The following is a 21779-nucleotide window of genomic DNA, read 5'->3' as shown; positions in this document are numbered from 1 at the left end:
TCGGTGTTTATCGGTGTCCATCTGTGGTCGAATTATTTGCAATGTGATGAGTTTCTGGATCACGAGCAGGAGTATCTAACTCCGACGAACTGCTTACTAGTACTAGCTGCTGCGACTGATTACGACGACTTGTGATGTAAACACCAGCCATGAAAGCGATGGTAGCGATCGCACTTCCTCCACCTACTCCTAGCAACCACAGCGGTACTGGTAAGCTAGACGTTTTAACTTCAGTCGCCTGTGCAGGAGTTTCTTTTGTTTGATCTGTTGTCTTAGCACCACCTCGCAATGATTGTGCATAAAGTTGGGGCGCACGTTGAGTGACGATTAAATCTCCCTCAAATAAACCAGTCTTTACCTCAATCGTGTCTTCAGAAGTTTGCCCTAAGGTAACTTCAATCGGCTGGTAAGCATTACCATTTTGCACGTAGACAGTTTTTTTACCATTCACATCAACTACAGCTGAACTCGGAATCACCAACTTAGCAGCTGATGCTTGCTCTGTGAGAACTTCAAGCTCTGCAAACATTCCCGGTTTGAGTTGCCCACTAGTATTATTAATTTCTGCTTGTACTGGTACAACTCGCGTTTCTCCTTCTACTACTGCACCAATTCGCGAAATTCGTCCAGAAAAGGTACGCTCAGGCATACTAGCGACTTTTAGCCTAATTCTCTGACCAGTTTTTACTTGATCTAAATCTTTTTCATAAATATTAGCTGTGGCAAAAACTCGACTATCGTTCACGATTGTCATGAGCTTGCCACCTGCATCCTCAAAGGATTGACCGATTGTTACTTCTCTGTCAGCAACTTTACCGGAAATGGGAGATGTTACCGTCACCAGTCCTTTAGCATTAGCGCTATTTCCCAATTGTTGCAGGCGCGTTTCATAAGTAGTATTGCTGAGATTTATACGTTTTTTTGCTACTTCTACTCCTGCTTGAGCGCGTTTGAGTTGATTTTCTGCCTCGATGACATCGCGGCGACTACTGGCTTTAGCAAGTTCGGCTTTTGCTTGGGCTAATTGAGTTTGCGATTCAAGGGCATTGCGACGAGGTAAAGCACCAGCATCGGTTAACTGCTTGTCTTTGTCGTACTTTTCTTGGGCAAATGAGACTTGGCTTTGGGCTTGAGCGATTTCTGCTGCGGCTATTTGTTGATAGCGATCGTAGTTTTGTTGAGCTAATCTTAAGTCTGCTTGTGCTTGTTGTAAGTCAGCTTGAGCTTGTGCTAGTTTTTCTTGTGATTCAACTCGCAGTGTCACTAAATCAGGACTAGTTAAAACAGCAAGGGGTTGACCTTTTTTTACTGATACACCAGGTTCTACCAATAACTCAACTACTTTCGCTCCAGAAATTGGAGTTGTTACTTCTACTTTTTGGCTAGGGAGAGTTTCAATTTGCCCGGTGGTTTTAATGCCAACTGCGAGGCGCTGACGTTTGACTGGCTCAATTTTAATTCCCAACCGTTGCGCTGTTTGGGCATCAACTTTAATTGAGTTAGTAGTTGGAGTGGCTTGGTTTCCTTGATGAAATTCATCTCCATGCCCGGCGTGTGCCAGAACAATTGTGGGAGTTGCTAGTAAAAGCAAGCTTGCTACTGTACCAGAAACACAACTAATTAATATGGTTGATTGGGAACCCAGAGAGTTAGACATCGCGCTTCAAAATTCCTTGAGTACAGAAACGCCCACAGGCTGGAAGCCTGGGGCTACACAAATAAAGCCCACCTCCGTGGGCTAAAATCCTTACAGGCTGCGGAGGCAGCCTTGGTTTGTATAGCGACACCCTTCTAGGGTGTTGGATTTTGGTGAAGGTATTAGATTTAAAAGACTCTTCTACTAATGTTTCATTGAGAAATGAAATTAAGATGAAATTGAGTTGCGATCGCTCTCAAAATCACTCTAGAACTCAATACACTTCACTTAAGCCGACAGGGCGGCTTCTTGTAGGGTAACCTGAGGCTATCATAACCAAGCCTGCCTTTGCAGGCTTTGTCTGTGTAGCGGCACCTTTTAAAGTGTCGGCTATGTACTTGGTTTTACTGGTTATACCAAGCTTTTCGCCATTGTTTCATTTGGTTAATTTCTGTATCTTGTGAACTGATAATATTTTGAGCTAATTGCTTAATTTCAGAACGCTGAGACTTTTGCAAGGTATCTTTAGCCATAGTCACAGCAGCTTCATGGTGAGGAATCATCGCGTTGATCAAGCGTAAGTCAAACTCTTGATCGGCAGCACCCAAGTTTGTGCTCATCATCATGTCTTGCATTTGCTGTGATGACATCTTTACTGTCTTTCTTTGTTGGGTATCGTAAGCCATTGGTTTATCTCCTGCTTTGGGATACCAAGCTGCGCGCCACTGTCTCATCTGAGTAATTTCTTGGTTCTGGGCTTTGATGATTTCGTCTGCTAGCTTTTTGATTTCAGGGCGTTTTGATTTTTGCTGTGCTTCCTGTGCCATTTCTACTGCTCCTTGATGATGCGGAATCATGGCATCAATAAAGCGCAAATCATAATTAGTATCAGCTGGGCCTAAATCCATTACCATGCTATGGTTCATGTCGTGATTGTGATGCATACCGTCATGGTTCATTTGTTGCTTGCCGCTAGCATCAGTCGCAGTGGTAGTGGTATTTGGTATCTGGCTTTGGGAAGTAGTTGTAGAACAGGCTGTTAACACGCCACCTGTGAGAGCGATCGCAACAGAAGCAAATGCAAAAAATCCAGTTTTCCAAGAGATAGTCATAGACTTAACATCCATACTCATAACTTTCCTTCTCTATTCTGAAATCTCTAGTTAGCTGGAGTGTCAACTGTAATGTTCTGTCAGAATAGCTGTCTTGAAAATAGGGGCTAGAGAAAAAAGATTTTCTTTCATGACGAGCGTTATGTGATTTATCTAACTTGTTATTAGAGCTAGATAACTGCGCTAAATGCTTAGTATTTCATATCAAAATGAAATTAGAATGAAATCTTCGTTTTTAGTTTGTTAGCGAATATTTTCTCTTTAACCAATTTGAAGTTCTGATTCATTTTTAACGTGATATAGATCTCTTGAATTGTAAGAGTCCCGACTTCTTAAAGAAGTCGGGACTCTGTATTTTAGTTAATTTATGTTGATTGACTCATATATACAAAAATGAAATCGACATGAAATTCTGATTATTCAATCGGTAGAAATTTTATTACTCCATTAGTGAGAGGCAAACATACTTACAACTTTTTAAGGTGATGCTAAAGGCAATTTTGCCTGTCAACCTAAGCAATTGGAGAAGTTGAGATCATGGCTATACAACAACTCACTTTGAACCAAGTTAATCAAGGAATGCAGGAGTGCATTCAAAACTGCTTAGACTGCCATAGCATCTGCATGAATACGGTGACATACTGCTTACAAAAAGGCGGCAATCACGCAGAACAATCTCATATCCGGTTACTACTAGACTGCGCTGAAATTTGTGAAACCAGCGCTAATTTTATGCTTCGCACTTCTGAACTTCATGCACGTACCTGCGGCGTTTGTGCTGAAGTATGTGAACGTTGCGCTCAAGATTGTGTTCGCATGGGTGATGATGCTCAAATGAAAGCTTGTGCTGATATGTGTCGCCGTTGTGCTGAATCTTGTCGCCAAATGGCAATGGCAAGGGCATAAGTAGCTGACACTTTAAAAAGTGTGGCTTACAGACAAAGCCTGCCTTTGCAGGCTTGATTATGATAGCCTTAGACTTTTAGCCTGTAGGCTGAAGTGAACCTATAACGACAATAAAACGCCTGGAACTGAAGTTCCAGGCTTATACTTCAAGTCAGTTTGCACTGACTGAAAATCTTACCTAGTCAGTTTTAACTGACTTTAGCTTTGAGCCGTTTGAAATTTATTTCTTGGCGGACTACTTGTCTTCTACTGATGTAATATTATGCCCTGGAAATTACTTAACTATTACCTTTATTTATCTCACACCAACTTTCTGTTGACTCTTAGCAGCTGTAGAACCATTCTCTGATTTAATTTCTGCTGGTTGCAAATGAGCTTCTAAGAACCACAGTCGCTTGTCGATAGTGCGAGAAACTTCGGTATAGAGATCCGCAGTGTCTGCATCGCCTAATTCATCGGTTGTATCGATCGCTTCTCTGATGTGTTTGGCATAGGGTGCAAAGCGCTCTGCTAATGCGGTGACGTGTTCCATGCCCTCTAAAATCTCAGTCGGATACTCTGGCAATATGGAGCTAGCAGCTGCCATGCGAACTGTACCACAAGCATAGCCGCCCAAAGCAGTGGCTCTTTCTGCAACCATATCAATGTATTCTTCTAGCTCACCTGCCATTTCATCAAACATTTCATGCAGTTGGTAGAAGTCGGCTCCTTTTACATTCCAGTGCGCCTGTTTCACCTGGGTTTTGAGATCCAAAGTCGCTGCCAAAGTTTGGTTGAGAAGTTCAACAATTTTGGTACGTGCATCGGCAGGAAGATCAATGCGGCTTGGATAAAGACGTGATGACAGTTTATTTGTGCTCATGGTTGTCACTCTCTTTCATGGAATCGATAGAACAAGTCTACAAATAGAAGACCACTGCGCGAAACTCTCTGGCGGCAGATGGTATTTTTCTCTTGTCGCTATAAAATAAACGCATTCTAGAAAAGAATTTTAATCGCAACGACGGGTTTAAATTGCTCAGTTTCGCTCAATCTACAAATACTTAGAAGCGATCGCTTCCGTTGCACCATCGCCCTCAAGCAAATATTTTCTTAATTCTGCTTTTTTTGGGAAAGATTTCCGTAAAAGCAAAATATAAGCTTGTAGCTCAAGAAAGTGCCTGATTTGGCTGATAAGCGTGTATTTACGAGGATATTCAACTTTATGAAACTTTACTATCGCGGCGCTAGCTACGAATACGAGCCAACAAAATCTGCAAGCAATAGTGAATTTAAACCAGCTTCTGATATGGTTTACCGTGGGATTGCCTATAGTGTCAATTCTCATCCCAAGCCGATAGATATTCTTGCAACACGAGTAACCCAGAAATTGATGTATCGAGGAGTTAGCTACTTAGTAAATAAAGCTGTACAGAGAGAGGTTAGCGTCATTACTCCACCAGCGATTACTTCACAAATCACTACACCTTCACTCTCTGAGACTTAAAATTTTAACAACATTTTTTTGCCCTAGTGGTTTGCCAAACCAAGATAAATTTGTTTGTCAGCTTTCAGTAATCTATGATTTGCATGGTGAACCACTTGGGAAAACTAAAACGCTCAACAAATTTAAATATAGATTCAGATGCGGCAGCAGTGACTTTAGAGTTTCGCCGAGTTGTTGACGGTGTGGAGCGTTTGGGGCGACAAAGCCAAATGTGGTACAGGCTGCCAGAGGAATGGAAGGTAGTTTCTGCAGACGTTTCGTTTTTGCCAGCATGAATTTAAATACGAAAAAATAAGAATTTCAGTGTAAACTCGCAGTTTGGCTAAATAGATAAAGCCGAGTTAAGAGGTAAAGGAGAACGGTAGAATAATCGTTATTTGCGATTTTCGTAGATTGACCACATAAACCATGACAATGCATCCTACTCTCCAATATGCATTTGCTAACCGCTGCGCCCTCAAAGTTATCAGCGGTTTGAATAACTTTGACACCAACAGCGTTGCTGCCACCGTCAAAGCCGCACACCACGGTGGTGCTACTTTTGTCGATATTGCTGCTGATCCAACTCTCGTAAAATTAGCTAAAAGCTTGACAAACTTACCTATTTGTGCTTCGGAAGTAGAGCCAGACAAATTTGTCCAAGCTGTAGACAAGGGCGCAGATTTAATTGAAATCGGTAATTTCGATTCTTTTTATGCGCAAGGACGGAAATTTGAGGCTGAGGAAGTTTTAGCACTGACTTACCAAACCCGCGCTTTGCTACCAGAAATTACCCTTTCTGTCACTGTTCCCCATATCCTGACACTGGATCGACAGGTACAGTTAGCAGAAGAACTAGTGAAAGCTGGTGCAGATATCATCCAAACCGAGGGTGGTACTAGCAGCAAACCCACTCACCCTGGCAGTTTAGGCTTAATTGAAAAAGCTGCTCCCACTTTGGCAGCAGCTTATGAAATTTCCCGTGCAGTTTCAGTGCCAGTATTGTGTGCTTCTGGAATTTCTAATGTCACCGCACCATTAGCGATCGCTGCTGGTGCTGCTGGTGTTGGTGTTGGTTCTGCCATCAACCAACTCAATAGTGAAGTGGCAATGATTGCTGCTGTTCGTGGTTTGGTGGAAGCTCTGGCAACTCGTGTAGAGGTTAGGGACTTCATCAGTTAACAGTAAACAGTTAACAGTTATCAGGGCTATTGGTGTTAACTGATAACTGGTAACTGGTAACTGACTATCCCAAACAATCCTTGAGGCTATAAATCACCTGATCTTGCTCTTCAAGAGAAAGTTCGGGGAACATGGGCAAGGAAAGAACCTCTTGTGAGGCTTGTTCTGCTACTGGCAGTTGCCCTGATTGATATCCCAGGCTTGCATACACAGGCTGTAAATGCAAAGGACGAGGATAGTAAATCATTGTATTTACGCCTCGTTCTTGTAGTTGAGAGCGTACCAAGTCACGTTTCTCGTTCAAGATGCGAATTGTATACTGATTCCAAACTCCTTCTCCTCCAGCTAATTCTTGGGGTGCGATAATACCAGAAACTTGATTAATAAACTGGTGGTAGCGAGATGCGATCGCCTGTCGTTGTCGATTCCAAATATCCAAATAACGTAGTTTTATTTGTAGAATAGCCGCTTGGATTGCATCCAAACGGCTATTTATACCAATATCTTCATATATATAACGAGATTTTTGACCATGCTCTTTGAGTATTCGTAACTTAGCAGCTATTTCTGGATCGTTTGTTGTGATCGCTCCGCCATCACCACAACCACCGAGATTTTTGGTAGGGTAGAAGCTAAAACAACCGATATGTCCGATACTACCTAACTTTTGCCCATCCCAACTTGCTCCTGTTGATTGGGCGCAATCTTCAATTACGACAATATTGTTAGCTCTAGCTATACTTACCAATGCAGTCATATCCACAGGTTGTCCGAACAAATGAACTGGGATAATTGCCTTGGTATTAGGTGTAATTGCTGCGGCTACTTGCTGTAAATCAAAATTAAATGTAGTGGCATCAATATCAACAAATACAGGTTTTGCACCTACCGCACTGATGACTTCGGATGTAGCGATAAAAGTGAAAGGCGTTGTAATAACTTCATCACCCTTACCAATGTTAAAAGTTCTCAGTGCTAAATATAGTGCGTCAGTACCAGAATTACAAGCGACACATTCACTCACACCAGTATAAGCAGCAAACTTTTGTTCAAAGCCCTCTACTACTGAACCACCAATATAACGACCCGAAGCCAGAACCTCCAATACAGCTGCACTCACTTCTGCTTCAATCGTGGTGTATTGCTGTTTAATATCAAACGCAGGAATGGAAATTTCACTTTTAATCATGAGTTCGTGATTTTATGTCAAAATAGAAGCCTATGCTGGATATTTGCTGATTGATTTTGAATCAAATAGCTACTGCTAAATGTTCTAATAGACTACCTCAAGCGTTTTGACTACTGCTACTAGCAGAGTGGCAGAATTTACACCATCACACATCTGTCTTGAAAATAGGGAACAGGAAACAGGGAACAGGGAACAGTAAAAATTCCACTTTCATTCTTGGCGATGAAACAAGTTTCATCAGGACTGTCTTGAAAATAGGGAACTCTTAACAGGGAAAGAGATTTTTATTCCCTCGTGGTGTGATTTAATCACATGGGCGTCTAACTTGAAAATAGAGGATAAAGTACAGGGTACAGGAAATAGGTATTTTCATGGCAAGGTTTGTGCCTAAACCGGATGTGAATAGCTGTCTTAAAAATAAGGGACAAGTGATGAGGATATAGGTCAAGATATTTTCATACTTCATGATGAAAATTTCTTCATTATAAGTGTCTTGAAAAATTTGTCATAAATGATTTAGAAGCTTAGTGGAGTTTTGCATTCTGATTCTTGGTATGGCTATTCATAACTGGGTAAAAGATAATATCAAAAAAAGAGCCGATACCTGTGTTAATCAAAAACTACTATTACATAACAACTAACAAAGTCAAAAATTTATGCAGGAACTAATTAATCTAGATTTTGTTGATTTGGTTAGTGCTACCGCATTAATAGTTATAGCGATTGGTTTATCGGCTTGGGAAAGAATAGGACTAGAATTTAACTTACTTTTGGCTGCTGGCAGAACCATCCTACAACTAGCCGTATTGGGATACGTTTTAGATTTCATCTTTGCTTTTGACAATGTCTGGGGTATTTTGGTGTTTTTAGGGGTATTGCTAACGATTACAGCTATCGTCGCACGAAATCGCATCACTCAAAAAATACCGCAAGTTTTACCTTTAGTCTGGGGTTCAATTTTATTCAGCACCCTTGTAACGGTGGTTTATACCAATCTTGTGATTGTGCAACCAAATGTATGGTACGAACCACAATATTTGATTCCCCTGGCTGGCATAGTCTTGGGTAATGCGATGAATGCAGCAGCGATCGCTGGAGAAAGGTTTGTCAGTACTATGAATAATAGCCAGGTAGAAATCGAAACTCATTTGAGTTTGGGTGCCACTCCAGAGCGTGCAGTAGCACGGTATCGTCAAGAGGCTATTCGCGCTGGCTTAATTCCCATGCTCAATCAAATGACGATCATTGGCATGGTTACTATACCAGGGTTTGTCGGCGGACAACTGTTGAGTGGAGTAAGTGCTCTTGATGCGGTATCCTACCAAATTTTATTTATGTTTGCGATCGCTTTTGCCAACTTATTGACAATCATTTTATTAACAAAGGGACTGAGCCGTTTATTTTTTAACTCCGCAGCCCAATTAATTAAATAGGATTGTTCCACTTAGCCTCCTCCTGGCATATGGCTGTGAATTTGATTACCTTGGGCATCAAAGACGATCACTGCCAATTTTGCGTTGTCACCAATTACCTCTAGAGCTTGCTGTAAACTTTGTAAGTGAGTTGTAACGGTGGCAACATTATTTTGATCCTTTTGATTCAAGCTGATATTTAATGCTTGTTCATATTCTGGAGTAATGCGGACAAGGATTTCCCGCTCTGTGACGGTAAAAGAACAAACTCGAATTTCGCCACCGCAGGTTTTTTCTAAATCGGCGCGGATTTGCTGGAAAAAGTTAGCAGCTTCAAGTTTTTCTTCTGCTTGGCTAAGGGAGTTTGCATAAGGTTCGATTAAACTTTGAGCTTGGTTGTAGTACAAACTCTCTTGATTGATTTGCTTGACAATTGTTAAAGCCTGCTTCCAATGAGATACAGCCATCTGCCATTGATTTTGTTTCTCGTTTTGTTTAGCGATTTTGGCGGTGTTAACGGCTTGCTGATAACTCTTGGCTGTGAGTAGTTGTTTAGTGGCGCGATCGCGTGCAGTTGCTAGTTTGGGTTTATATTCTACTAAAAGTTTCTGTGCTTCTGGAAATATGGAGCTAGATTGGGGAATGGAACTTAAGATGTTAACTGCCATCTGCCAATTAGCTTGGACTTTTTGCAATTCTAATAACGATTTAGCTGTCGTTTCCCGCTGTATTGTAGCGTAAGCTGTATCTTTTGCAGTTGCTAGTTGTTTGAGCCATTTTTCTTCCACAAGCAATTGCTGATTCAGTGCTTGCAGTTTAGTGCGATAAACCGCTAATTTTGGCTGCACTAAGCCATATAATTCATTATTGGCATTAATAGCCTCTAATGGCGCGATCGCCTGTCGCCATTGCTGCTGTCTAGTTTTTAGTTCTTCAATACTTTTGGCTGGAGTTTGATTTTTTTGCATAGCTGATGAGCCAGTCTCAAAAGCCTTGACAACTTGAGCAATCATTTCTGAACGTGTAGACAGATTTGCTGCCAGTGTTTCTGCTTGTTGATGACGTGGCGACCAACTAGGAATAACCTCTAATTGTACACTTGCTGTCAAAAGTTGCTGTTGAATATTTGTCAATTCTTGCTCTGATTTGACGCTGCGGATTAATTGGCGAAATGAGTTTTGTAAATTTTGTGCAGTTTGTATTTCTTTACATTCAGAGATCACACAAGGGCGAGTCAACAAGTAAGCTCCCCCACCGAAACCTGCAATTGCGATCGCAAATGTACCTAACACAATAGTTTGGACTTGTCTTCTCTGTTTGATCTGAGTATACGAGGAAAAATCAGGCGCACCTGCCATTGGATCAAATTGCTCTTCCTGTTGTTCATCAACAGGAATATCTATCATTGGAGGAAATTGCAGCTGTGTTGGTTTGGGATCGGGAGTATTAGAGAGTAACAACTGTTGATTTGGGTTGGAGTTGGCAGTAGAAATTGCTGGAGAACTTTCCATCTCCTGTTTTTCTTGCAATATTTCTATTAGTTCTACTTGTTCATTTGTAGATTCTTCTCCAGCTTCCTGTGGATGAGGATTACTCCATATTAGGGAACGTTTCGTGTAAGGCAATTTCACTCCAGCTACTCTCAAAAAAAGTTCTACCTGCTGCTCCCGGTGGGTTGGTAGTGAATATAGTGCTTCCTCAAGCACCGCAAAAATAATTTCAGTATCAGGTGTTACAGCGTCTGGATGTTGAACCAAAATCAACATCTGATCGTTTTTGACTGCACACTTTACCTGGAAGAAGTCACCAGAGGGAATTTCTGCCCGCAGTTGTTCTTGTAAAATTTGCGCTATAAATTGTAAATCTTCCTGTAGGACTGCCACTGTCATAAAACTACCCTGTTAATTTATATAGTTTGAATTTCTTTAAGTTTGCTAGAGCAGCTAATTTGATTTTTTTGAATGTAAAAATACAATTCAATCAACCATTGCTTACAATTCAAATGACCAAATTTTTAACACATTTTTTGAGATTTCATCAAAAGCCAAAATAGAAGTAAAAATATTTCTACAAAGATTATTAAATATGACTACTTATTAACTGCAACGAACTTTTAAAATCAGCCCACAGGCTTTGTACGTGTAGCGACATCCTTAAGGGTGTCGGCTTCCTGCACCAGAAAAATCTGTATTCTCAAGTTTGGCACCTTCAAAATTAGCATTTGTCAAGTCAGCACCGCGAAAAGATGTCGCAAAAGAGCTTGTCATATCTTTAAAAGACTGCTTTAGGGAAATTATTAACAGCGCGATCGCTCCTAAAGCCATAACACTCCAAAGCAATCCCCAAACAAAGTTTTGAGTGCTAAGGTAAGCGCTCGCTACCCCCACAACTAAAAAAGTAAATCCGTATGCCGCTACTGCACCTGCAACTCCAATGCCAACAGCTACTAATCCTTTAGTAGAGTAAAAACCCACAATAGCCATTACTATCGCAACAAAAACCAACGTCATAACCGCACTTTTTGGATTCTTCAGCGTTGCAGCATTTCCGTGCAAATAAAATAAAGCCAGTAATGCTGCTGATGTCGCCCCCGAAACTGCTGTAGCAATGCACTTGATGATATATCTGTTGTGAGTCATGCCTCTAATTGCCGAACTCACTCCTGCCAAATTTAAACTCCAGAACAAAGCCAGAGCATAAATCCAAGCTGGTTCGTCTGGAGTAACACCAACAGCACTAAAAATCAGTTGGCTAACAGCGTGAAATGTTGCGATCGCCACAACCACTGCAACAGATGCTATAAAAATTAAATGCCCAAAAGTTTGACCAGCCTTAACTTGTTTGAAATTAGCTCCTTGCAATAAGGCATAACTAAAATCACAACCTCGAATATCTGAACCGCTAAAATCTGCACCAATCAGGTTTTGTCCCCGAAACGAACGATTTCGCAAATTTTGATGAGCAAAATTGAGGGGACTTTGATTTTTCATGATCGATCAAGCTAGTTCTTAGTGACATGGACGCAGAAATATCAGCTCTAGAATAAAAGGGCGATAAATACAAAGCCATAAATCAACACCAAAATCTGGATCACGGATGAGACGGATTTAAGGATGACACGGATGTAAAATCTGTATCATTTTAATAATCCGTGAAAATCAGTGATAAAGACAATTAATAGCCTAAAATATGCCGAAATCACCCAAAAAGTTATCGGGGCTTCCTTTGAAGTCCATAAATTTTTAGGTAACGGCTTCCAAGAAGTCATCTACCAACGTGCCTTAGCCTACGAGATGCGTCAAGCAAAACTAGAATTTGCCCGCGAAATAAAACAACATATTTACTATAAAAACTTACCCAAACCTAACAGTACACGTAGAGCTGACTTTGTAGTTGAAAACAAAATTCTTGTAGAACTAAAAGCTGTCATTCAACTAGAAGATGTCCACTTAGCCCAAGCCCTCAACTATTTAAAAGCCTATAGATTAGAAGTTGGATTACTGATAAACTTTGGTAGCAAAAGCCTAACTTTCAAAAGGCTTGTAATGTAGAACACTGATGATACAGGTTAAAAAATAACACCAAAAAACTTGCACAGCAGAGAAAGAATCTCATCAATAACTCATTTACTTCACTATCTACCCTATTTTCTCATCCGTGTAATCTAGTAATCCGTATCAATCTGCAATCCAGACAATGGGGAAAATGTGATGAACCAAGTCAATAAACACCCCATATCCTGCAACCCATGAAACAATATTTGTTAAGTGCTGGTACGAGCCTACTATTGTTACCATTGATACTATATAGTTCATTGCACTTCTTACGCCCACCCCAGACTGAGAAGGAGCAAGTATTGTTTCGTGGCATTGTCTATAAGCGCTATGCCCGTTTTACACCACGTCCCAGAATTATCCATATTGTCAGTGTTGACTTAACTGTACCAGGAGTGAAACCTTTGGTTACTCCCGGAATGCCACCTGGCAGTGATAGAGAAACTAGCGCCAGCACAACTTCAGAATTTTTGCGTGAATTTAAACTCCAATTGGCAGTTAATGGTAGCTACTTCCATCATTTTGAGGAAAAAACTCCTTGGCATTACTATCCTCGCAGTGGTGATCCTTCCCATCCTCTGGGTGAAGTTATCTCTAATGGATATCGCTATTCCAAAACAGAGGGTGGCTGGCGAGTTTTGTGTTTTTCTCAAAGCAACCGCGCCCAAATTTTCGATAGTGGTAAGTGTCCCGTGGATACAATCCAAGCTATTGCAGGTAGTAAAATTTTGATTGAGCGCGGTAAGCCGAAAGTCGAGTTTCTCCAAGACTCCAATGATAAACCCTATCCGCGTATGGCTGTAGCTATAGATAAAGAAGGTAAAAAACTCTGGCTAATTACTGTTGATGGCAAACAGCCCCTTTACAGTGAAGGAGTAAAGATAAGCGAATTGACTGATATTGTTATGGATCTAGGTGCATATACAGCACTCAACCTAGATGGCGGTGGTTCGACTACGCTAGTGATGGCAACCAGGCAGGGAGCAAAAGTGTTAAATGCTCCAATACACACTAAATTACCTATGCGCGAGCGTCCAGTTGCTAATCACTTGGGTTTTTATGCCAATCCTCTGGATGGAGGAAACAAGGAAAAGTGAAGCTTCAAGAAGGGTTGAAGAGAACTCGGCATATCAAAGGTACAGTCAGTATCTTTTGTGTCAACTGAGTTCTTGCCTGGTAAAAATTTTGCTTGTATGGAAAAAGTAATTTGTACTTAGCTAGCTAAATCATTATTACAAACCCTTTTAGGCAGCTGTCTTAGTATTGACCAACAGTTAGACTAGAACCACAGGGTAAAAATTAGAGGAAATTATGATGAGCGATCGCGACTACACTCTAATCATTGATAAAAGCGGTAGTATGTCCACTCCCGACCAAGTGGGTGGTAAAAGTAGATGGGAGATTGCTCAGGAGTCTACTCTTGCCCTGGCAAGAAAATGTGAACAATTTGACCCAGATGGTATTACTGTTTACGTGTTTTCTGGTAGATTCAAACGCTACGATGATGTTACTTCAGCCAAAGTAGAACAAATATTTCGCGAAAATGATCCTGCTGGCACAACAAATTTAGCAGGTGTACTGCAAGATGCTACTAATAATTACTTCCAACGTAAAGCAGCCGGTAAAACTAAGCCAAATGGAGAAACAATTTTAGTAATTACCGATGGTGAACCTGATGATCGCAAGGCAGTATTTGAGGTCATCATCAATGCAACTCAAAAAATGGAACGTGATGAAGAATTGGGAATTTCACTTATTCAAGTAGGTTCTGATTCTCAAGCAACTAAGTTTCTCAAAGCTTTAGATGACCAAATGCAAAATGTTGGTGCAAAATTTGATATCTGCGATACCGTAACCCTTGATGATATGGAAGAGATGAGCCTCTCAGAAATATTAATGAATGCGGTCACTGATTAATTTAGTCCAATTAATTTAGTTCAAATTTCAAAGGTTTTGTCTATTGACTCTTGACTCTTGATTGGAGAAATTACAAATGCTGGAAAATCGTGATTATACGCTAATTATCGATAAAAGTGGCAGCATGGCAACACCAGATCAAAAAGGTGGTAGAACCAGATGGCTAACATCTCAAGAATCAACTTTTGCACTGGCAAGTAAATGTGAGCAATTAGATCCAGATGGTATTACTGTGTACGTTTTCTCTGGTAGATTTAAGCGCTATGAAAATGTGACATCAAGCAAAGTTTCACAAATTTTTCAAGAAAATGATCCTGCTGGTAGCACAGATTTGGCTGGAGTATTAAAACATGCGACTGATAACTATTTTGAACGTAAAGCTGCTGGTCAGACCAAGCCAAATGGTGAAACGATATTAGTGGTTACTGATGGTGAGCCAGATGATCGTAAAGCAGTCATGAAAGTGATAATTGAAGCTTCTCGGCGTATGGAGCGTGATGAAGAGCTAGCCATTTCTTTTATTCAAGTTGGTACAGATCAACAAGCTACTCGCTTTTTGAAAGTATTGGATGATGAACTGCAAAGTGCTGGTGCAAAATTCGATATCTGTGACACCTTGACGATGGAAGATATGGAAGATATGAGTTTATCAGAAGTATTGCTCAACGCAATTAATGATTAACTCTTCTCCTCAATAATTTCAAATAAAATTTGAACTTCAATTGTCACTATCACTTGACCAAATTGGGGAGGAATATTGAATTCATAATAAATATGAGGATTTAACATGGATTCTATTGATAAGTTGTTAGCCGAACTGAAAACTGAATATCAAGCAGGTAAAAACGAACAAAAACAGTCACAACCAACTCAAGCTACACCCTCTATCCCATCTCCTCTAAAATCAGCATCGTTGATAGATAACCTGTTAGCAGAAGTAAAAGCTGATTTTCAGGAACGCACTCAAGCTGAAGACTTGAGACGACAGCAACAGCTAGAACAGCAAAGAATTCAGCAAGAACAAATCAAAGCAAAGCAACTGCAAGCTTTGAAGGAATTTGCTCAAGATTGGCTAACAAAATTAGATCCATTCTCGCCAGAAGGACTCTGGTTTGAAAGGTTTGCCGAGAGATATTCCTCAAAATTAGAAGCAGCGATAGATTACTTGAAAGATAACGGATCAATTAAGTAAAAGGCAGCAGGAAAGAAGACTGGGGGACACGGAGATAAAGATCGCGAATCACGATTCCCCTTGTCTACTCATGCTAGTTGACACCAGTAACCATAACGCACTTAAACCGCTTACGCTCCTTTATGCCAGGAACCCTTACTTTCGCCGATCTGCTACCAATGAGTATGCCGCTCTGCGTCTGTGCGTCTACACCAGTCATATGCGCTCGTACTACCCTCTTTGAAGTTCCGTCAGTCGCAAAGCAACACGCTTACGCGGTAAGCGCAGCCATGCCCGCAGGACTTACGCTAACGGCAGTAGACACCTAAACAGACGTAGTTGGACTTTCCGTGGGGTAAGTAGCCACCCCGACTTCTGTTTGCAGTGCTGGTTCACCACCGCACTAGTTCCTGCTCTCCAAGCTTTCCTAATCCCTCATTTTTGCTTATGAGTTTTGAAGATCTCCCTAATCTGTGGGTTCCCTTGGTACTTTTAGGCTTAATTATCATTGCTGCTGTTTTTTTTACTCGTAGTTAGTGATTTAGCACTCTTATATCCAAAAATCTATAGCTTTTTTCAGAGTGGCAATTATTCCCTAACCATTAGCCTCTAGTTCTTATTTTCAGATGAGGTATGGAAACTTTTCGGATTCAGCTTGTGATCGCAGAAAGTTAGTAAAAGCCCGATCGCAAATTTAGGAAGCGTGAACTTTATAACACATCTCCAAAACTTTTAAGTATTAATGGCTAATAAATCATGACTAATGATTAATTTCTCCTGTTGAGGGGTACAATAAATGCCGATTGTCTTCCAAAGTTTTAAAGCTTCATGATCTCCAGTAACGACTTTCGACCTGGTGTCTCAATTGTTTTAGACGGATCTGTATGGCGGGTAGTGGAATTCCTCCACGTCAAGCCAGGCAAAGGTTCCGCGTTTGTGCGGACAAAATTGAAAAATGTTCAGAGTGGGAGCGTAGTAGAAAGAACGTTCCGAGCCGGGGAAACTGTACCGCAAGCTACTCTAGAAAAAAGCACGATGCAGCATACCTATAAAGAGGGTGATGAATACGTCTTTATGGATATGGAAACCTACGAAGAAGGTAGATTGAGTGCAGCCCAGATTGGCGATCGCGTTAAATATCTTAAAGAAGGTATGGAAGCTAACGTCGTTCGTTGGGGTGAGCAAGTACTAGAAGTAGAACTGCCTAACTCTGTGGTATTAGAAGTAGTGCAGACAGATCCTGGTGTAAAAGGCGATACTGCAACAGGAGGCAGTAAACCTGCAACCCTAGAAACTGGTGCTATTGTGATGGTTCCTCTGTTTATCACCCAGGGAGAACGGATTCGCATTGATACTCGTAACGATTCATACTTGGGCAGGGAATAAGTTTTAACTCAAACAAGATGGAAATCCTGATTTCCATCACTAACGGGGATTTAACTCCCTGCCCTGTGTAATATATTAAACACTGCCCATAATTTTATCTACTACCTGTATTGTAATTATGAGGTTATACAAGCTGTGCCATTAGACTTTAATGAAATTCGTCAGTTATTGACGACTATTGCACAAACTGATATTACAGAAGTAACGCTCAAAAGCGACGATTTTGAAATCACAGTACGTAAGGCTGCGATTGCCACTACAGGTGTTGGAGTTAGCACAGGATTGTCGTCTGTTTCGCCAATCGTACCTCCAACAACAGCGCCTCCAACCGCAGAAGTAAGTCGTACCTACGAACCACCTACCAGCACAAGCACACCGCCGTCAGCTACCCCATCACCAATTGAGCAAAAAAAATATCTAGAAGTCACTTCTCCGATGGTGGGAACTTTTTACCGTGCCTCTGCACCTGGTGAAGCGCCGTTCGTAGAAGTAGGTGATCGCATCCGTAGCGGACAAACAGTGTGCATCATTGAAGCTATGAAGCTGATGAATGAAATCGAAGCCGAAGTATCTGGGCAAATTATTGAAATTCTCGTTCAAAATGGCGAACCTGTAGAATATGGTCAGGCTCTAATGCGAATTAATCCAGATTAAGTATTAATCTATATAAGGAATATCCGATTGTTAAAATTTTTCTGTTCATTTGTTCCGGGACAATCCTGATGAAACAAACGTTGCCTGTACCAACAGAAGTTGTACAACAAGTGGCTGAATATTTCGGCTTGTTGAGTGAGCCAATGCGCCTGCGGTTGTTACATTTATTGCGGGATGAAGAAAAATGCGTACAAGAATTGGTAGAGGCAACCCAAACGTCTCAGGCAAATGTATCAAAACACCTGAAGGTAATGTGGCAAGCGGGAATTCTCAGCCGCCGCAGTGAGGGAACCTGTGCCTACTATCGGGTGGAAGATGAAATGATTTTTGAATTGTGCAATCGAGTTTGCGATCGCCTTGCCACCCGGTTAGAACAACAAGCCCGTAATTTTCGTGTCTTAAATGGCAAGCCCTAAGTTGGTAGTCATTTGTCCTTAGTTCTTATACTAATGACTAATGACTAATGACTAAAGCTGATAATCTTGATCGAAACTTTCACGGGTAAGTGGCTGTTCTAACTCCACACCTTCACCACCTAAAACATCCAACTGTCTGCCATTGACATCAATGTAAACCTTGGCATTGGGATTCAAACTCGTAGCGGTGTAAACAACTTGCCCGATGCGACCCATCATAGAGGCGCTGCCACCCCCTTTGCTAAATTCTTCAGATAAATTGACGCGAACACTATCGTTTTCTACATCCACACCTAGCAATTTGGTTCCTGGTGGTATAGTAGTGGAATTATTTCCCTGTGCAGTTCCTTCCAGCAAGCGTTGAAAAGTTGCTTCTAAAAAGCGATCAGGCTGGTTGCGATTTGCTGCTACTTGAATTTGCTGAGGAACCAATTTAAAACTCGCACCAGTATCTTGCAGCCAATAGATTTGAGCTGTTTTTTCGTTTCCGACTAGAGATTGAGTTGGCGTATTTGGTTGCTGTTGAGATGGTACTGTCGATGGATTATTAGACGAGACGAACCAAGCTACACCTCCTCCTACTGCCACAATCGTCGCTGAAATAGCAGCTATTAAACCTGAGGAAATACGGTTAGATCCTTGTTGTTGATTCATATTAACAACCTTCCTTAAGGCTCTTATATAGTATTTATAGAGGAGAAGTCTAGCTAACGACGGCACTCACGAACGGCGAGTTTCCAAGAACTTAGAAGATGGCTCAATCCTTAAAAACGCCGCAATCTCTAATTTTTTTGGCTTCATATCTAATTTTAGAATCCGTACTTGGAGCCCGTCACCTTCCAAGTTACGTAGATCCAATCTTTGATTAATGTTATTAACCACATTATTCAAAAATTGAGGTGGAAATTCCTCTCCATCAACTAACACAACTGGGTTAATTAGCTGAAACTGGCTCCCAGCTACTACACTCAATCCTGATTCCACCTTAATAGCTAGCTTTTCTTCCTGCTTTTCCTCCTGTAATTCTACTTGGAAAATCAGACGATTATTAGCTAAAATTTCTACCCTGGGATTGATAAAATTGTAGACTGAAGATGATTCAGATTCTGAAGAACCTCCTATATTAAACTTCCGTAGTCCGCTGAGAAATTCCGGCGACTGTAAAAGTTTGTTGATGTCTTCTTGATTTAATACCAAACGCACACCAGCCTGTAAAGGTTGTTTGATTTTAGGTAGTTTTTGCCTAAAACTACTTGGATCTAATTCAATTTCATCAGTTTCCAATTCTAAAACAGCAATGTTAATATTCTGTTGTTTTAATTGCAAAGAACGTCCTGCAATTCGTACACTTTCTACTTTACCTTGTAGCAATTGATGAGTAGGAGCATTATCAACTCGCACTTGCAGTTGTTCTGCTTTAGCTAATTGTGAACGGATGACATTTTCAGCAGTGCTGTCAATTACCAGCCCCACAGGAACTATTAAACCCAGCAAACCAGATACGAGGATTGTCAACAATTCCATATGTTTTGGAAATTAAAAAGGTGTAGGGGATAGGGTACAGGGGACAGGGGAAGGGGACAGGGGATAGGGAACAAAGATTAGAAACCCTATGATTTCAATCACCATTACCAAAATTTCCTTCTGCCTCCTGCCCCCTGCCTTCTGCCTTTCTTTACCTTTCTTTAATTTTTAGCCTCTATTGCTTGAATAATCCATTGCTTGATAGTAGAAACTACTTCTGTAATTGGAATTTCTTGAGAATTATGGGTAGCGCGTTCTACTACTTCGACTTTGCGATTGGCGATCGCTCGTCCAGTGACAATCCTATAGGGTATCCCGATTAAGTCCGCATCTTTAAATTTAACTCCTGCCCGTTCGTTGCGATCGTCGAGTAGAGTTTCAATTCCGGCTTGATTGAGTTCTGTGTAGAGTTTCTCGGCAATTTCTACTTGTTGAGCGTCGTTAATATTTGGAATTGTCACAATGGCATGATAAGGCGCGATCGCAACAGGCCAAATAATTCCATCTTTATCGTAGGATTGCTCTACTGCTGCTTGTGCCAGTCGGGAAACTCCCACACCATAACAACCCATGACTAGTGGTTTTTCCTCACCTTGTTCGTTGGTATAATTTCCTCCCATTACTTGAGAATATTCTGTCCCTAGTTGGAAAATGTGACCAACTTCAATGCCACGAGCGCTTTTTAAAGTTTGTTCTGGGTTGTGGATCGCGCGATCGCCTGGTCTGGCTTTACGCACATCTACGATATTATCAGGTAGTTTAAATTGCTCGCCCCAGTTAGCGCCAACTACGTGATAACCAGATTCATTTGAGCCTGTCACAAAGTTCTTTAAATCAGGTGCTGTTTTATCTATTAAGCGCAAAAACTTAGGATGGACTAACCCCCCCTCAGTCCCCCCCTTGCTAAGGGGGGGAGTAGGGGGGGTAATATAATCATCTGCAATATCAGGAGCAATGTAACCTAAAGGCAAAGGTTTAGCCGCCCATTTCTTCTGCGCATCTGCATCTGGTACGGTTAACTTCAAAATTGTCTTAGCACCGTATTGGGAAGCTAGCTTTGTCAGTTCATTTTGCAACTTAACTTCGTTAACTTCCTGATCTCCTCGGATACTCACCAAGACTAAAATCGTTGTGGCATTATCATAAAGTGCTTGGTAGAGAACATTTTTGACTATTTGAGTCGGAGAACATTTCAAGAAATTACAGAGTTTGTCAATTGTCTCTGTTCCAGGAGTTTCCCGTTTTTCATAACTTGTAAATGAGGAAGGTTCGGCATCTGCCGTTAAAGATACAGCTTTTTCCACATTGGCAGCGTATTGTCCATCTTCGGTGTAAAGAACCTCATCTTCGCCAGCTTCCGCCAAAACCATAAATTCTGTAGAACCAGAACCACCAATGGCACCAGAATCTGCTTCTACAGCACGAAAAGCCAAACCAGAGCGCCGCAGCATATTACTGTAGGCTTGGTACATATCTTGATAAGTTTTTTTTAGGCTTTCTTCGTCTTCGTGGAACGAGTAGCCATCCTTCATGATAAATTCTCGTCCGCGCATCAAACCAAAGCGGGGACGAATTTCATCGCGGAACTTAGTTTGAATTTGATACAGATGTAGTGGTAGCTGACGGTAAGAGCGGATCATATCACGGGCGATTGTCGTGATTACTTCCTCGTGAGTTGGCCCCAATGCTAATTCTTGCTCGCGCCGATCTACAAGGGCAAACATAATACCCTCAGCTTGAGTATAAGTATCCCATCTGCCAGATTCGCGCCATAGCTCGGCAGGTTGTAATTGGGGTAAGAGACACTCTTGTGCGCCTGTGGCATTCATTTCTTCCCGTACTATCTGGGAGACTTTTTGCAGTACCCGCCACATGAATGGGAGATAAGCGTATATACCACTACCGATGCGACGAATATAACCTGCGCGGAGTAATAATTTATGACTGGGAATTTCTGCATCAGCAGGATCATCCCGGAGCGTAACAAATAACATTTGTGACAGTCGCATCGTTTGTCCCCTTTCCAGTTTCGCTAATCTCGAACTCAGTTAAAGTCTATATGAAGGTTGAAGTATGAAATAGGTATCAATAGGAACTTAAAATCCAGAACACAAAAATATTTATTCTGAGTTCTGAGTTCTTTTTCCTTCATCCTTTTAGAGTAAGCACACTAGCGGTACACCACCCGCTACAAATGAAATAAACAAGTTAAATCCTCTTTCCTTCTACCTCCTGCCCTCTGCCTTCTTTTGAGG

23 protein-coding genes are annotated in these 21779 nt (G+C 41.3%); 14 read left to right on the top strand and 9 right to left on the bottom strand.

Annotated features, from left to right (window positions below; genetic code table 11):
* Positions 1 to 7 precede the first annotated feature (7 nt).
* Both U2718_RS16075 and U2718_RS16070 read right to left on the bottom strand, forming a co-directional pair.
* Complete coding sequence (locus U2718_RS16075) at positions 8 to 1657, bottom strand: efflux RND transporter periplasmic adaptor subunit (protein WP_341996670.1); 1650 nt, start codon at positions 1655 to 1657, stop codon at positions 8 to 10.
* Positions 1658 to 2040: 383 nt separating this feature from the next.
* Positions 2041 to 2769, bottom strand: coding sequence for a DUF305 domain-containing protein (locus tag U2718_RS16070; RefSeq protein WP_411813307.1), 729 nt, complete (start codon positions 2767 to 2769; stop codon positions 2041 to 2043).
* 516 nt (positions 2770 to 3285) lie between these two features.
* Here U2718_RS16070 and U2718_RS16065 point away from each other — a divergent pair.
* Entirely contained in the window at positions 3286 to 3654 is a 369-nt protein-coding gene (locus U2718_RS16065) for a four-helix bundle copper-binding protein (RefSeq protein ID WP_341996666.1), read from the top strand.
* A 295-nt stretch (positions 3655 to 3949) separates the two neighbouring features.
* On the opposite strand, the gene dps is transcribed toward U2718_RS16065, so the two are convergent.
* Positions 3950 to 4516 carry a DNA starvation/stationary phase protection protein Dps gene (gene dps, locus U2718_RS16060; RefSeq protein WP_341996665.1) on the bottom strand — a complete coding sequence of 189 codons (567 nt, stop codon included), beginning with the start codon at positions 4514 to 4516 and terminating at the stop codon, positions 3950 to 3952.
* Positions 4517 to 4858: 342 nt separating this feature from the next.
* Between dps and U2718_RS16055 the strand changes: the two genes are divergently transcribed.
* The 3 genes from U2718_RS16055 to U2718_RS16045 all read left to right on the top strand — a co-directional run bounded on the left by U2718_RS16055 (position 4859) and on the right by U2718_RS16045 (position 6301).
* Positions 4859 to 5140, top strand: coding sequence for a DUF4278 domain-containing protein (locus U2718_RS16055; RefSeq protein WP_341996662.1), 282 nt, complete (start codon positions 4859 to 4861; stop codon positions 5138 to 5140).
* A gap of 83 nt (positions 5141 to 5223) precedes the next feature.
* Positions 5224 to 5415, top strand: coding sequence for an AtzH-like domain-containing protein (locus U2718_RS16050; RefSeq protein WP_341996660.1), 192 nt, complete (start codon positions 5224 to 5226; stop codon positions 5413 to 5415).
* Positions 5416 to 5548: 133 nt separating this feature from the next.
* Positions 5549 to 6301 carry a DUF561 domain-containing protein gene (locus tag U2718_RS16045; protein ID WP_341996658.1) on the top strand — a complete coding sequence of 251 codons (753 nt, stop codon included), beginning with the start codon at positions 5549 to 5551 and terminating at the stop codon, positions 6299 to 6301.
* A 64-nt stretch (positions 6302 to 6365) separates the two neighbouring features.
* Here U2718_RS16045 and U2718_RS16040 read toward each other — a convergent pair whose 3' ends face one another.
* The gene (locus U2718_RS16040; protein WP_341996656.1) at positions 6366 to 7490 is read right to left on the bottom strand and encodes a DegT/DnrJ/EryC1/StrS aminotransferase family protein; all 1125 of its coding nucleotides are present in this window, start codon (positions 7488 to 7490) and stop codon (positions 6366 to 6368) included.
* 656 nt (positions 7491 to 8146) lie between these two features.
* Here U2718_RS16040 and U2718_RS16035 point away from each other — a divergent pair.
* Positions 8147 to 8923: an ABC transporter permease gene (locus U2718_RS16035; RefSeq protein WP_341996653.1), complete on the top strand. Its 777-nt coding sequence runs from the start codon at positions 8147 to 8149 to the stop codon at positions 8921 to 8923.
* Between the two features lie 11 nt (positions 8924 to 8934).
* On the opposite strand, the gene U2718_RS16030 is transcribed toward U2718_RS16035, so the two are convergent.
* Both U2718_RS16030 and U2718_RS16025 read right to left on the bottom strand, forming a co-directional pair.
* On the bottom strand, positions 8935 to 10791 hold the full coding sequence (locus U2718_RS16030) for a hypothetical protein (protein WP_341996652.1): 1857 nt from the start codon (positions 10789 to 10791) through the stop codon (positions 8935 to 8937).
* Between the two features lie 264 nt (positions 10792 to 11055).
* Positions 11056 to 11892 carry a pentapeptide repeat-containing protein gene (locus tag U2718_RS16025; RefSeq protein ID WP_341996646.1) on the bottom strand — a complete coding sequence of 279 codons (837 nt, stop codon included), beginning with the start codon at positions 11890 to 11892 and terminating at the stop codon, positions 11056 to 11058.
* 174 nt (positions 11893 to 12066) lie between these two features.
* Here U2718_RS16025 and U2718_RS16020 point away from each other — a divergent pair, with 174 nt between their 5' ends.
* From U2718_RS16020 to U2718_RS15980, 9 genes are all read left to right on the top strand, one after another.
* Positions 12067 to 12453, top strand: a complete 387-nt coding sequence (locus tag U2718_RS16020; protein ID WP_411813310.1) for a GxxExxY protein — start codon at positions 12067 to 12069, stop codon at positions 12451 to 12453.
* Positions 12454 to 12650: 197 nt separating this feature from the next.
* Entirely contained in the window at positions 12651 to 13553 is a 903-nt protein-coding gene (locus tag U2718_RS16015; protein ID WP_341996642.1) for a phosphodiester glycosidase family protein, read from the top strand.
* Positions 13554 to 13767: 214 nt separating this feature from the next.
* Positions 13768 to 14373: a VWA domain-containing protein gene (locus tag U2718_RS16010; RefSeq protein ID WP_341996640.1), complete on the top strand. Its 606-nt coding sequence runs from the start codon at positions 13768 to 13770 to the stop codon at positions 14371 to 14373.
* A 76-nt stretch (positions 14374 to 14449) separates the two neighbouring features.
* Complete coding sequence (locus U2718_RS16005) at positions 14450 to 15055, top strand: VWA domain-containing protein (protein ID WP_341996638.1); 606 nt, start codon at positions 14450 to 14452, stop codon at positions 15053 to 15055.
* Between the two features lie 105 nt (positions 15056 to 15160).
* Entirely contained in the window at positions 15161 to 15565 is a 405-nt protein-coding gene (locus U2718_RS16000) for a salt stress protein, Slr1339 family (protein WP_341996636.1), read from the top strand.
* A 122-nt stretch (positions 15566 to 15687) separates the two neighbouring features.
* The gene (locus U2718_RS15995) at positions 15688 to 15873 is read left to right on the top strand and encodes a hypothetical protein (RefSeq protein ID WP_341996634.1); all 186 of its coding nucleotides are present in this window, start codon (positions 15688 to 15690) and stop codon (positions 15871 to 15873) included.
* A 499-nt stretch (positions 15874 to 16372) separates the two neighbouring features.
* Entirely contained in the window at positions 16373 to 16930 is a 558-nt protein-coding gene (efp, locus tag U2718_RS15990; protein WP_341996632.1) for an elongation factor P, read from the top strand.
* A gap of 135 nt (positions 16931 to 17065) precedes the next feature.
* A complete protein-coding gene (gene accB / locus U2718_RS15985; protein WP_341996630.1) occupies positions 17066 to 17584 on the top strand; it encodes an acetyl-CoA carboxylase biotin carboxyl carrier protein in 519 nt (172 codons plus the stop codon).
* Between the two features lie 68 nt (positions 17585 to 17652).
* Positions 17653 to 18000 carry an ArsR/SmtB family transcription factor gene (locus U2718_RS15980; protein WP_289788507.1) on the top strand — a complete coding sequence of 116 codons (348 nt, stop codon included), beginning with the start codon at positions 17653 to 17655 and terminating at the stop codon, positions 17998 to 18000.
* A 51-nt stretch (positions 18001 to 18051) separates the two neighbouring features.
* Here U2718_RS15980 and U2718_RS15975 read toward each other — a convergent pair whose 3' ends face one another.
* From U2718_RS15975 to U2718_RS15965, 3 genes are all read right to left on the bottom strand, one after another.
* Complete coding sequence (locus U2718_RS15975) at positions 18052 to 18654, bottom strand: GerMN domain-containing protein (protein WP_341996628.1); 603 nt, start codon at positions 18652 to 18654, stop codon at positions 18052 to 18054.
* A gap of 66 nt (positions 18655 to 18720) precedes the next feature.
* The gene (locus U2718_RS15970) at positions 18721 to 19524 is read right to left on the bottom strand and encodes a DUF2993 domain-containing protein (protein WP_341996626.1); all 804 of its coding nucleotides are present in this window, start codon (positions 19522 to 19524) and stop codon (positions 18721 to 18723) included.
* Positions 19525 to 19685: 161 nt separating this feature from the next.
* On the bottom strand, positions 19686 to 21533 hold the full coding sequence (locus U2718_RS15965) for a proline--tRNA ligase (protein ID WP_341996624.1): 1848 nt from the start codon (positions 21531 to 21533) through the stop codon (positions 19686 to 19688).
* Between the last annotated feature and the right edge of the window lie 246 nt (positions 21534 to 21779).

This window comes from Chlorogloeopsis sp. ULAP02 (assembly GCF_038404745.2).
In the GTDB taxonomy this organism is placed as follows: Bacteria; Cyanobacteriota; Cyanobacteriia; order Cyanobacteriales; family Nostocaceae; genus Chlorogloeopsis.
Note: the sequence above shows the minus strand (reverse complement) of the source record. Positions and strands in the feature narration are given on the sequence as shown.